Annotated in this window: 12 protein-coding genes; 2 read left to right on the forward strand and 10 right to left on the reverse strand. The window is 49.4% G+C overall.

Features of this window, described 5'->3' with window-relative positions:
* Positions 1-168 precede the first annotated feature (168 nt).
* On the forward strand, positions 169-360 hold the full coding sequence (locus tag ACTRXI_RS10505) for a hypothetical protein (protein WP_022794603.1): 192 nt from the start codon (positions 169-171) through the stop codon (positions 358-360).
* Positions 361-491: 131 nt separating this feature from the next.
* Here the strand turns inward: ACTRXI_RS10505 and ACTRXI_RS10510 are convergent, their stop codons facing one another.
* Both ACTRXI_RS10510 and ACTRXI_RS10515 read right to left on the reverse strand, forming a co-directional pair.
* The gene (locus ACTRXI_RS10510) at positions 492-656 is read right to left on the reverse strand and encodes a hypothetical protein (protein ID WP_474262369.1); all 165 of its coding nucleotides are present in this window, start codon (positions 654-656) and stop codon (positions 492-494) included.
* 133 nt (positions 657-789) lie between these two features.
* Positions 790-1,275 (reverse strand): N-acetyltransferase family protein, encoded by a 486-nt coding sequence (locus ACTRXI_RS10515; RefSeq protein ID WP_474262370.1) that lies wholly within the window; start codon positions 1,273-1,275, stop codon positions 790-792.
* A gap of 182 nt (positions 1,276-1,457) precedes the next feature.
* On the opposite strand from ACTRXI_RS10515, the gene ACTRXI_RS10520 reads away from it, so the two are divergent.
* On the forward strand, positions 1,458-2,918 hold the full coding sequence (locus ACTRXI_RS10520) for a carbon starvation CstA family protein (RefSeq protein WP_474262371.1): 1,461 nt from the start codon (positions 1,458-1,460) through the stop codon (positions 2,916-2,918).
* A gap of 41 nt (positions 2,919-2,959) precedes the next feature.
* Here ACTRXI_RS10520 and argS read toward each other — a convergent pair whose 3' ends face one another.
* The 8 genes from argS to ACTRXI_RS10560 all read right to left on the reverse strand — a co-directional run bounded on the left by argS (position 2,960) and on the right by ACTRXI_RS10560 (position 12,352).
* The gene (gene argS, locus ACTRXI_RS10525) at positions 2,960-4,630 is read right to left on the reverse strand and encodes an arginine--tRNA ligase (protein WP_474262372.1); all 1,671 of its coding nucleotides are present in this window, start codon (positions 4,628-4,630) and stop codon (positions 2,960-2,962) included.
* A gap of 4 nt (positions 4,631-4,634) precedes the next feature.
* A complete protein-coding gene (locus ACTRXI_RS10530) occupies positions 4,635-5,072 on the reverse strand; it encodes a YwiB family protein (RefSeq protein ID WP_474262373.1) in 438 nt (145 codons plus the stop codon).
* Between the two features lie 159 nt (positions 5,073-5,231).
* Entirely contained in the window at positions 5,232-6,050 is an 819-nt protein-coding gene (locus ACTRXI_RS10535) for a carbohydrate ABC transporter permease (protein WP_474262374.1), read from the reverse strand.
* Positions 6,050-6,994, reverse strand: a complete 945-nt coding sequence (locus tag ACTRXI_RS10540; RefSeq protein WP_474262428.1) for a carbohydrate ABC transporter permease — start codon at positions 6,992-6,994, stop codon at positions 6,050-6,052. Before ACTRXI_RS10540 ends, ACTRXI_RS10535 begins: the two co-directional genes overlap by 1 nt.
* A 90-nt stretch (positions 6,995-7,084) precedes the next feature.
* Positions 7,085-8,401 carry an ABC transporter substrate-binding protein gene (locus ACTRXI_RS10545; protein ID WP_474262375.1) on the reverse strand — a complete coding sequence of 439 codons (1,317 nt, stop codon included), beginning with the start codon at positions 8,399-8,401 and terminating at the stop codon, positions 7,085-7,087.
* A 143-nt stretch (positions 8,402-8,544) separates the two neighbouring features.
* Positions 8,545-9,921 carry a response regulator transcription factor gene (locus ACTRXI_RS10550; protein ID WP_474262376.1) on the reverse strand — a complete coding sequence of 459 codons (1,377 nt, stop codon included), beginning with the start codon at positions 9,919-9,921 and terminating at the stop codon, positions 8,545-8,547.
* Positions 9,918-11,366 (reverse strand): sensor histidine kinase, encoded by a 1,449-nt coding sequence (locus ACTRXI_RS10555; RefSeq protein ID WP_474262377.1) that lies wholly within the window; start codon positions 11,364-11,366, stop codon positions 9,918-9,920. Before ACTRXI_RS10555 ends, ACTRXI_RS10550 begins: the two co-directional genes overlap by 4 nt.
* The gene (locus ACTRXI_RS10560; RefSeq protein WP_474262378.1) at positions 11,363-12,352 is read right to left on the reverse strand and encodes a substrate-binding domain-containing protein; all 990 of its coding nucleotides are present in this window, start codon (positions 12,350-12,352) and stop codon (positions 11,363-11,365) included. Before ACTRXI_RS10560 ends, ACTRXI_RS10555 begins: the two co-directional genes overlap by 4 nt.
* Between the last annotated feature and the right edge of the window lie 60 nt (positions 12,353-12,412).

Here is a 12,412-nt window from a genome sequence, read left to right on the forward strand (position 1 = left end):
TTCAAAAACTTCAATTAGTTTAGCTGATTTACAAGTCTGCTGCAACTATATTGACAAATCGTTCCTGTTTCACGAGAATATACGTATTATGCCTGTACTTTCAAGTGATGTTTAATCATTATAAAAAAGGGTAATGTAATTTAATAAAGTCAAAAGGTGTTGATGTAAATGGCTGGCGAAAAACAATTTGACCAATTCGAACCTGGAGAAGTCGTTCATTATGAAGGATATGAAATGAAAGTTATTTCTGAATTTGAACGCACGGTTATTGTAGAATTCAGTGATTATCCAATTGTGGGAAAAGAAGAAGAATTTCCTTACCACCGCATCGTTCTATTAAAAAATGAAGTAACCCATTAAAATAATCATCTATCAAGTGCAAAGCTGCTTCCTCACAAAAGAGGAGCAGCTTTTTTATTTTATAAAAGCGCAGACCCGGGAGACAGGCCATGTCTAGCTCCATGCGTTACCAGCCCAATCCATTCGTGATTTCAGATCGTTTGCGACTTCGTTTCAAGCCGACTGAAACCGACGAGCCGTTCGGTCTGGTGACCAACGCCCTCCGCTTTTCGGGTCAGTTCGACGTTGCTACAGGACGTAGCGCTCTTAGTCGAACTTCCTTTAACCCGGGTGTTACTGTTTCCTCTATTCGCCAATCGCGTTTTTCTCTGTCCAGCTCCGGAAGCCAACGATGTCGCATCCCTTCAGACCTTTGTCAAAGTGAAAAAGCCAATTTTCCAAAGCTCTTCCAGGGTACGCATCGCTGGTCAGGCTTCCTCCGCTTTTCTTTTACATATCTTTCTCCATAATCAGCATCGGAATCTGATAGCCGCCGAATTCCCCCTGAAGCTTTTCCTTTTTCTCGAATCCCTGTTTTTCATAAAATTTCTGACCGCGTGTATTTTTTTCCTCTATATAGACGCGGATCTTTTTAGCATTCGGCTCTTCCATCAGCGTTTCGTCAAACAGCTGTTTTCCAATCCCCTGGCTTTGATATTCAGGAAGCAGGTACATAGCAGACATTTTACAGCTTCGCTTATCGTCGATCGGTCCTAAATCAGAAAATCCCACGACTTTCCCGTCCACTTCAGCTACTTTGGAGGTATGCTTGGATATTCGGCGCATTAACATCTCATCGTTGTAGGCCTGACTTAAATACATCTCCTGGGCCGGCAGCGGAATAATGCCCTCATAGGCGTCATACCAGCAGTCTCTTGCTACTTCACGGATTCGGTCCAAGTCTTTATACTCCATCGAACGGATAACTACGGCCATATCGTTTCCTCCTTCTGCATGGTAGCATGTCTTCCTGTTATTCTTCTCGATCTACCATTATTTACCCTTCCTATCTGCAATAAAAACCGCGCGGACCTGCTTCATTTTCTGCTTGACGTTTATGATTTCCAATTGTATAACTAATCTGTAAGCGTATTCAAATTTACCAGGAGGACGACATCATGATTACTTTTATCATCGCAGTAGCATTACTGGTTATCGGTTATTTTACATACGGCGCTTTTATTGAAAAATTATTCACTACAAATGAAAAACGGGCGACTCCTGCCTTCACTAAACAGGATAACGTGGACTACCTTCCTATGGGGACAAAGCGGAATTCTATGATTCAGCTGCTGAACATTGCAGGCGTCGGCCCGATCTTCGGTCCGATTATGGGCGCTCTTTACGGCCCAGTTGCTTTTTTATGGATCGTGTTCGGCGCTATATTTGCCGGAGCGGTGCACGATTACTTAACCGGAATGATTTCCATCCGGAACGGTGGCGCCCACCTTCCTCAGCTTGCCGGCAAATTTCTCGGCAAGTCGATGAAACATATTGTAAACGGGTTTTCAGTGCTTCTTTTATTATTAGTTGGAACCGTTTTCGTCACTGCTCCTGCGGAGCTGCTGAGCGGTATTCTTCCAGCAGGAATCGGCCTTGCCGCTATTATTACCGTTATTTTCGCCTATTATACTCTCGCAACGCTTCTTCCGGTCGATAAGATCATCGGCAAGATTTATCCGATTCTCGGAGCGCTCCTTCTGCTCAGCGCTGTCGGTATCGGGGGAGGACTTATCGTTCAGGGACAGCCGATTCCGGAGCTTTCTTTCCAAAACATGCACCCGGATCAGGCGCCTATTTTCCCGCTGTTGTTTTTAACTATTTCCTGCGGGGCTATCTCCGGCTTTCATGCCACCCAGACACCAATTATCTCCCGCACCACCCAGAGCGAAGGCAGCGGAAGAAAAATTTTCTACGGCATGATGATCGCTGAAGGCATTATCGCCATGATCTGGGCCGCTGCTGCCATGAGCATTTTTAACGGCGTTTCCCTAAATGAAATCATCGCTGCCGGCGGTCCCGGAGCTGTGGTTAGTGAAGTTTCCATGACGATGCTTGGTGCTGTCGGCGGTACGCTCGCAGTCATTGGGGTTATTGTTCTTCCAATCACGTCCGGGGATACTTCGTTTAGAAGCGCCCGGATGATCATTGCGGACTACTTCCGGATAAATCAAAAGAAAATGCCGAACCGGCTTTGGATTGCCGTTCCATTGTTTGTCGCTTCGTTTGCTTTAACGAACATGGACTTCACCATTTTATGGCGTTACTTTTCCTGGGCCAATCAGTCCACCGCCATGATCGCCCTGTGGGTCGGTGCCATGTATCTCGTGCTTGCCGGGAAAAACCACTGGGTCGCTTCGATTCCAGCCACGTTCATGACCATGGCAACGTTCACCTACATTTTGAACGCGCCGATCGGCTTCGGACTTCCGATGGAATTGAGTTATATTATTGCAGCTGTCGGAACACTGATTGTTATCGCCCTGTTTGTTAAACGGGCCCGAGCTTACGTGGGAACCAGGTTTCCAGTCGACGAACAGATCGAATCCGCATATGAAAAAGCTCCCGCGAAAGCATAACAAAAAGGCACCTCCCATTTCGGGCGGTGCCTTCGTCGTTATTACATCGTTTCCGGCGCGTTCACGCCGATAAGGTCGAGACCGTTCTGAACTGTCGTCTGGACTGCCTTCGCCAGTACGAGCCTTGCCTGGGTTTTCGGCTCATCCTCCGCGTCCATCACGCGGTCTGCGTTGTAAAAGCTATGAAACGCAGAGGCCAGTTCATGAAGATAGGTGGTCATGCGATGCGGAGCATATTTGTCCGCTGCAATCGCCACTTCTTCCGGGAATTCCCCGATTTTTTTCAGCACGTCCATTTCTTTTTCACTGTGGATCGGCGTCAAATCGGCTTTCGGATCAAAAGTAATGCCGCGCTCCTCCGCCTGACGGAAAATGCTGCAAAGTCGTGCATGAGCGTACTGCACGTAGTATACCGGATTTTCATTGGACTCTGATTTAGCCAGGCTCAGGTCAAAGTCCATGTGAGTGTCCGGACTCCGCATCGCAAAGAAATACCGTGTGGCGTCAATGCCGACTTCGTCCATTAGATCCCGGAGGGTTACTGCCTTCCCGGTCCGTTTGCTCATTTTTACACGCTCGCCGTTTTCAAACAGGTTCACCATCTGAATGATCTGCGTTTCGAGCTGTTCTTTATCATGGCCGAGCGCCTGTACCGCTGCTTCCATACGCGGAATATAGCCGTGGTGGTCTGCTCCCCAGATATTGATAACTTTTTCAAAGCCGCGGCCGAATTTGTCCCGGTGATACGAAATATCCGGCAGCAGATAGGTGTAGGTACCATCGTTTTTCACAAGTACACGGTCTTTATCGTCCCCGTAACGGCTCGAACGGAACCATACCGCCCCTTCTTCTTCGTATGTTTCTCCCTGGTCGTGCAGGTATTGCAGCGTTTCTTCAACATTGCCGTTTGTATAAAGAGAGGTTTCCGAATACCACACATCAAAACGGACTCTGAACTGCTCAAGATCCTGCTTCAGCTTTTCGATTTCACGCTTCAGGCCGTACTCGCGGAAAAACTCGAGCCTTTCCTCTTCCTCGACGTGGACGAACCGGTCTCCCTGTTCGCTTGCAAGCTCTTCGCCGAACTGGCGCACGTCTGCTCCCTGATAGCCTCCTTCAGGCATTTCCATCTCCATGCCGAGGGCTTCAAAGTACCGGCTTTCGACCGATCTTGCCAGGTTTACGATCTGATTGCCGGCATCGTTAATGTAATATTCACGCGTCACGTCGTAGCCGGCAAAGTCCAGAATGTTGCAGAGCGAGTCCCCAACGGCCGCGCCGCGGGCATGACCGAGATGCAGATTGCCGGTCGGATTCGCCGATACAAACTCCACCTGAACCTTTTTCTGCTTTCCAACATCAGAGCGGCCATACTCTGCCCCCTGATCAAGCACTTCCGGAATCACATCAATCAAATAACGGTTATCCATAAAAAAGTTAATAAAGCCGGGCCCCGCAATTTCAATCTCTTTGACGGAGGCTTTGTTTGTGTTTAAGTGGTTCACGATGTCTTCGGCGATCGCCCGAGGTGCTTTTTTTGCCACGCTTGCGAGCTTCATCGCCGCGTTCGAGGCAAAGTCGCCGTGGCTTTTTTCCTTCGGGGTTTCAAGCACAATCTCCGGGACTTCCTCCCCCCGGGCAAGTCCAGCCGCTTCAATTGCCGCCGCAATTTCTGTTTTTAACTGCTCTTTCACCTGATCCATTATATTCATATGCTTATGCGTCCTCCTCAATAACGATCGAAATTTCGTAACGCCCTACCGGCGTCCCCTGCAGTACCAGCCGGTAATGAAAATCAATATGCATCACCCAGCCGAGGTTGGCCTTTGTCACAGCCAGATGGTCTGTTACCGCTTCTGTATGAAGCCGGCCGTAGCCCATGTCGTAGGTGCCTTCGGTACGCTCGCCGTACGCGTATACCTGACGCATGGCCACGGCCCCGCTTCGGAGTACCATCACCTCTGCATTTCCGATTTTCAGCGTGGTCTGTACCTTTCCTATGCCCTCGAGCTCTTCTTTGAACCGGACATATGTCCATTCCTGCTTTTCGTACATTTCGCCATCTGCGTTCAGCTGGATGGTTTCACGTTCATCTTCCTGCTGCATATTGGTTGTCATAGCGACTTTTACCGGGGTCTTTGCTGTGTCTGCCACGATGAGCCACCTTTCTCTATGCCTGCACATACTCGCTTTTAACGTTCCGGTTAATCACTGTCTTATTTTAACACGACTTCACGCATTGAGAAGGGAAAATTGATCATTTGAAAAGCCTGCAGACAAAAAAGCTTCCCTGCCGGAGCAGAGAAGCTTTGATCACCCTTTAACCGAGCCGGCAAGCAGACCGCGGACAAAGTATCTTCCAAGCACAATATAGACTATAAGCGTCGGCAGGGCGGCAAGCATGGCACCGGCCATCTGCACGTTCCACTGCACGATCTGGCTGCCGGATAAATTCTGCAGCGCCACCATAACCGGCTGGCTGTCTGCGTTTGTGATCGTTACCGCAAACAAAAATTCATTCCAGATGTTCGTAAACTGCCAGATGGCTACGACGACAAATCCCGTAATGGATAGCGGAATAATGACGCGCCGGAATATCTGCAGAAAACCCGCGCCGTCAATTTTCGCTGCTTCAATCATTGTATCGGGGATGTTGGCATAAAAGTTTCTAAACATCAGGGTCGTAATCGGCAGACCGTACACGACGTGGGTGAGAATCAGCCCCGGAATCGAGTTGTACAATTCAATACTCCTGAGAAATTGGATGAGCGGAATGAGGATGCTCTGATACGGAATAAACATCCCGAACAGCAGCACGGTAAAAAGAATTTCCGAGCCTTTGAATTTCCATTTGGACAGCACATATCCGTTCATCGCCCCGAGCAGCGCGGATAAAATCGTTGCCGGAATAACCAGATAAAAGCTGTTCGCCAGGTTCGGAGCCAGGGCAGCGAAGGCTTCCGCGTAGCTTGAAAAGTCGATCGCTGTCGGAAACGCCCACATCGTAGCGAGACTCACTTCATCGAGCGGCTTCAGGCTGGTTACTACGATGACGTAGATCGGTGATAAAAACAAAAGCGACATAAAAATGGCGAGTGCGTATTTGAACACCGGCGTTAATCGAATGGCCATCAGCCTTCCCTCCTTCGATTGGCGAGTAAGTACGGTACGATGAATACAGCGACCAGAATGAGCATTACCATGGCGATGGCTGCCCCGTTTGCATAGTAATTGGCACGGAATGTGGTTTCAAACATATATACGCCCGGAACGTCAGTTACGAAATTCGCCCCCGAGCCGGTCATCGCGTAAACAAGGTCAAATATTTTCAGCGAAATGTGCGCCATGATAATAACAACACTTACTGTAATTGGCAGAAGCAGCGGAATGACTACCTTCATGTATACCTTCCACTCTGACGCCCCGTCGACCCGGGCAGCTTCCCGGAGCTCTTCCGGAATGCCCCGCAGACCGGCCAGGTACATCGCCAGGGAAAAGCCGGTCATCTGCCAGACGGCCGCTATGACAAGCGCGATAATAGCAACAGGAAGACCGAATTCAATACTCCCCCACTGAAAGCCGCCCAGAATATTCGTGTCGGTATACCAGAGCGGTTCGATACCAAAGAATGCCAAAAATGTATTGTAGCCGGTGGACGGGTTCAAAAGCCACTGCCAGACGACCCCCGTCACGACAAAGGAAAGCGCCATTGGAAAAAGAAAAATATTGCGAAAAAGCGTTTCGGCTTTTAACTTCTGGTCGATAAGCACCGCCAGGCCGAGGCCGCTTACAATCACAAACCCGATAAATAAAAGTGTAAAAAACAGAGTGTTCCTTAAATCCGCCTGAAAACGGAAGTCCTGGAACAGGTATATATAGTTTGCGAACCCGGCAAAAGAAAAGTCCGGTGTCAGGCTGTTCCAGTTGCTGAGCGAGACGTACCCTGTCCACCCGATAAATCCGTATACAAATACAGCGACCAGTAAAAACGAGGGAGCGATAAACGCCACGGCCCACCAGCGGTCCCTGACTGCTTTTTTACGTTTCACCCGGTCTTTTGCTGCTGTTTTGTCCATTACTTCGTCGGCCATCTTCCATCCCTCCTTTGAACAAAAGAAGCCCGGCACCGCTTTCACCGGCACGGGGCTTCTTTCTGTTAATTCATTCTATTGTTGTTCTTCATCAAGTGCTGTCTGCATCGATTCCATCAATTTCTCTTCATCGCCCTGAGTAACAAAGATATTTACGGCCTGGTTCGCTTTCGTCACGAAGCCTTCAGAGGCAGCTGAACCGTGCGCAAGACTTGGCGTGAGCGATGTCTCCTGGAAGTCTTCCATCGTATCCTGGCCATATTCGTCGTATTTGGACTCATCCGCGTCCACACGTGCCGGGATCGATCCTTTTAACGGGTTGAAGGCGTCCTGTCCTTCCTTCGAACCGAGGACGCTCAGGAATTCTTTAACCTGTTCCGGATTTTCCACCCCTTTTGGCAGACCGAAAGTATCAGTGATGACCATGAATTCTTCCGATGTTCCAGGGAACGGCGTGTAGCCGAAGCCTTCATTCACTTCCAGGCCAAGGTCGTTTACAAAATAGCCTTTCGCCCAGTCACCCATGTTAATCATGGCAGCTTCCCCGTCTGCAACCATCTGCGCTGAGTCCTGCCAGTTTCTCGAAGCGTGATCTTCGTTTACATATTCAAGCATTTTCCCAAACTGTTCAGTGGCTGTTGCTACGCGCTCATCATCAAAGCCGACTTCCCCTTCCCAAAGAGCTTCGTAGTCTTCCGGACCGAGGTTGGCAAGCAGCAGGTTTTCGTAAATTTGTGTAGCCGGCCAGGATTCTTTATCACCCATTGCAAGCGGCGTCACTCCTGCAGCTTCAAGCTCTTCTGCGACTTCAAAAAATTCGTCGATATCACTTGGCGGTTCGATTTCGTTTTCTTCAAACACTTCCATGTTGTAAAACATGACGTTGCCGCGGTGAATATTGACCGGTACGGAGTAGATATCGCCATCCGAGCTGACCATATCCACTAGCTCTTCCGGAAACTTGTCATTCAGCTCTTCCTCTTCGTAAAAATCATTGAGCGGCTCCATTTTGTCTGCTGCCACCCAGCTGTCATTCAGCTCAGCTCCGCCGTGCACCTGGAACGTGGATGGCGGATCGTCACCCTGCATTCTTGTGGCGAGCACTGCTTTAGCATTTGTACCGGCACCGCCGGCTACAGCGGCGTTTTCCACCGAAATATCAGGATTTTCCTCTTCAAACATATCGATTAAAGCCATCAGGCCGTCTTCCTCGCCAGCGCCTGTCCACCAGCTGAAGATTTCTACTTCGGCGTCGCTTCCACCTTCCCCCGAGCCTCCGGAGCTGCCCTCATTTTCCGAACCGGAGCCGGAATCCGAACCGCCTCCCCCACAGGCTGCCAAACCGAACAGCAGCAATGAACTTCCTACCAGACCAACACTCTTTTTCAACATGAACCCTCCCCCTCGCAGGAATAAATATGATTTTATGATAACGCTTACAATTTTGATTATAAGTTAGGTTCCTGCGATTGTATGGAAGTATTTTCTATACAATCTTTTGATTGTCTGCATTATTTTTAGGTTACTTTATCCTATTACTTTTTGCCTTGCTGATATTGTTTTGGAGAGCACCCCACCTGCTTTTTAAAGACACGGCTGAAATAGTTAGGGTCTTTGTACCCGATACTGATGCTGATTTCCTTTAACGGCCGTTCGCGGTCCTGAAGCATCCGTTTTGCTTCCTGCATCCTTACACGCGTGACGTAATCAACAAATGACACTCCGGTTACTTCTTTAAACTGGTGGGAAAAATATGCAGGGCTCCACTGCACATATCCTGCCATATCTTCAAGCTGGAGCGGCTTGGCATAGTGATTTTTAACGTAGGCTTTTACTTTTTCAATCTGGTGATGCTCCCGAAAATGGAGCCCCCGGTATGCTCCCACAATATGAAGGAGACGCTTCCATTCCGCAGCATCCGACGGCATGTTCTCCTCGAGCGTACCGCCCATTTCCTTAGCCAGTTCTTCAAGCTGAAGCCACAAATGTCTCCTGGATGATTTTTGGGGCTGGGTGTTCCACCATTCGCTCCAATAATAGACGGCAGCTTTTTCTTCCCCGGTCCGCAGTGCATTCACAATGGAGGAGACCCACTCGCTGCTCTGTTCCGGAAGCGCGTACTGATCTTTTTCAAGACTGGACAGTGCTTCCACATAAGCCTGAAAAAGCTGTTTCATGTCGTATTCCTTTTCAGAAACCCCTATCGCTGCTTTTTCCCCGAGTTCAAAATGTATGCGGCGGCGCAGGCGTTCGATCTCTTCAGATCCCCTGTTTTTGCCCGCATGGAAGAAAAAAGTCCGAAACCAGCCGCCCGGCTGACGGTCTGTAAGAAAAGAATCATTGGTCCACTGGGCTATTCTTTCTTCTATATCCTCCGGCATTTCCTCCTCCCGCATGACTGCTGCAAAACCGTATGAGCAGCCCGGCACTGCTTCTGTAAGAAGATCGGCATGGTTTTCGTACGCTTCTCCGTGACAGACGCTTTGGAAAAGGAGCTTTTGCATTCTGCTTCTGTATTGCTTCTGCTCTAGCCTGCTTCGGTTCACTGCCGCCTGCACACGTATGAGTGTTTGAATAGTCTCTTCCTTTTTGCCCGGCTTTAGCAAATACTCCTTTACGCCCAGACCGAGCGCCTCCCGGGCATAGTCGAAGGAATCATAGGCAGTAACCATAATAAAATGGATACCGGCTGCCGCCTTCTGAATGTGCTGTATGGCTTCGAGGCCGTTACATCCCGGCATTTTAATATCCATCAGCACAATGTCCGGCTTACTTTCGATAGCCTGCTCCACTGCGTCGAGCCCGTTCTCTGCCTCCCCGATTACTGTGATTTCCGGTAAATGCGCCGCTATCAGCTTTTTCATCGCTTTACGTTCAAGCCATTCATCCTCTGCCATCAAAAGTCGTATCATCCTGCCTGCCCCCCTGCTTTCTGCCATTCTTTGACCGGCATACAAACCTTTACCGTGGTGCCTCGTGCCGGCACGGATTCCACATCCACAAGCTGCTCGGCCTGAAAGAATAATTCCAGTCGCCTGCGTACGTTCTGCATCCCCAGGCCGGTGGAATGACCAACGTGCGCTTCCTGCTCTTCCCCCGCACCAAGAAGCTGCTGGCGCTGCCGCTCGTTCATTCCTTTACCGTTATCCATCACCCGGACGACGATCTGACTGTTCTCCAGACGCACCTGCACACGTACTTCAGCATTTTCCTCCATTCCTTCCACTCCGTGAATAAAGGCATTCTCGATTACCGGCTGCAGCGTCAATCTCGGTATCGGGACATCAAGCTCATCTGTTTCAATTTCAATATGTGTAGACAAGCGGTTCCGGAACCTCGTTTCCTGTATATGAAAGTAGCTCCGGATCACTTCCAGCTCATCCCGGAGTGTTACTTCTTTTTCGATATTTCCAAGGCTGTAGCGCAGCAGGGAAGAAACAGACTCTATCAATTCCGACGTTTCCTCCGCATCTTCCAAATAAGCCATTTTTGAAATCGTGTTCAGGGTATTGAATAAAAAGTGCGGATTAATTTGGTTCTGCAGATGCTTCAGCTCCAGCTGCTTCATGAGCTGATCCATTTCTGCCTTTTTTTCCATTTCACCGACATACGTATGAATGTCTGTCCGCATACGGTTGAACGTACGGCCGAGAAGCTCCAGTTCGTCTCCGGAGCGGATACGAAGAGGCTCCCCCTGAAAGTGGCCGCGCGATACTTCCTCTGCTGCCCGGGATAATTCGCCGACCGGCTTTGTAATGCTTGAAGAGAAACGGAAGGCGATAAAGGCAGCAATCAATAGCGACGTGGCAAACAAGCATATAATAAAATAGCGAAACGAGGTATTTCGTTCCTGCAGTTGGGCATACAGCTGCTGGTACTCTGTCAGGGACTGATCGATAAGGGTCAGGGTGCTTTCCTGTATATATGCGTTCGACTGTTCGGTTTCTGCGAGATTGCTTCCGTATTTTTCGATATCCCCCTGAAGCACAAATCCGGCAGTCGTTTCGCTGTTTTGCTCGAGTGAATCAAGCAGCTGCATGTAGCTCTGCATTTCGACGGATCCAGGCTGATTTTCTTCATTACCCAGCTCTTCTGTCAGTGCTTTCATTTCCCCTGATGCCTGATAATAAGCGGCCCAGGTTTCCTGTGAAGGGTTGGTCGCGACCTGCTGCGTCGCTGCTGTCCACTCTTCGGCCTGCCGGGAAATGGAATTCAGTAATACAAAGCGGTCAAAGCTCGAACTGTATTCATTAGTAATCCGCTCTGAGCTCCAGTAAATACCGATTGCTACTGCGTTAAACAGCAGAATAAACGCAAAGGAAAAAAACAGCATTTTCGAACGAATAGACCGTATCACCGCTCTGTTCCCCCTTCCCGGGCAGCTTCAGAAGCTCTCCAAATAACGGTGTCTGTATGCTGTACCGCCGGCACGTACTGCTGTTGATTCAGCCGTGCCACATCATATACCGCCTGCTCCCCCATCTGCACGGGGTGCTGACGGACCGTGGCATCAATTGTGCCCTCTTCAAGCAGCTGTACTGTTTCGGGCAGTGTATCAAACCCGATCACATACAGGTCGCCGACCCCTTCAATCTCTTCGATTCCCTGCGCCATGCCGACAGCATCCAAAGCACTTGTGCCATACAGCGCCGTAATGGCAGGGTTATCCTTTAATAAACTATAAGCGGCCTGGGCGGCTCCGATCTCGGAAATACCGGAATATCCGATATCCTTGATTTCTACGCGGCCGCTTGCTTCTACAGTATCCCGGAATCCCTCCACCCTCTCCTGCTGATTGACCGTTTCTGCACTTCCGGAAACGATGCCGACATACTGCATTCCTTCTGTATTCCGAAGCAGCTCTTCACCTGCCAAAATTCCGGCTTCATAATTATCCGTCCCGATATAGGCACGCCTCCCGCTTTCCGGCACGTCGCTGTCTACAGTGATGACCGGCACCCCCTTTTCGAGCGCTTTTTGTACCAGCTCCCTGAAAACAGGATCATCAATACCCTGGGTGATAATGGCGTCTACATTGCTTTCAATCATCCGGTTCATCGTTTCAAGCTGCTCATCTTTATCCGCTTTAGACGGGCCGTAAGTTTCGACGTAAATGCCCGCTTCTTCTCCGGCTTCAGTCGCGCCCTCTTTAATCTGTTCCCAGTAAGGATTTCCTGCTTCTTCCATGATGAGCGCTGCTCTCGTCTGGTACACTTCGTTTTCCTCTGAATTTACCGGCTCCACGTAAAAAGCCTTCGTACCAAAATAAACGGTTGCCGTCAGGCTGGCCAGACAGCCGAGAAAGAAAACAGCAAACATCCAACCCTTCCTCCGTTCGCCCACCACCGAGCTCCCCCTTTTATTGAAGCCGTTTACAAATTATTATATAACTTTTTCCAAAAA

It is taken from the genome of Marinococcus sp. LNHM4E3-1 (genome assembly GCF_056034405.1).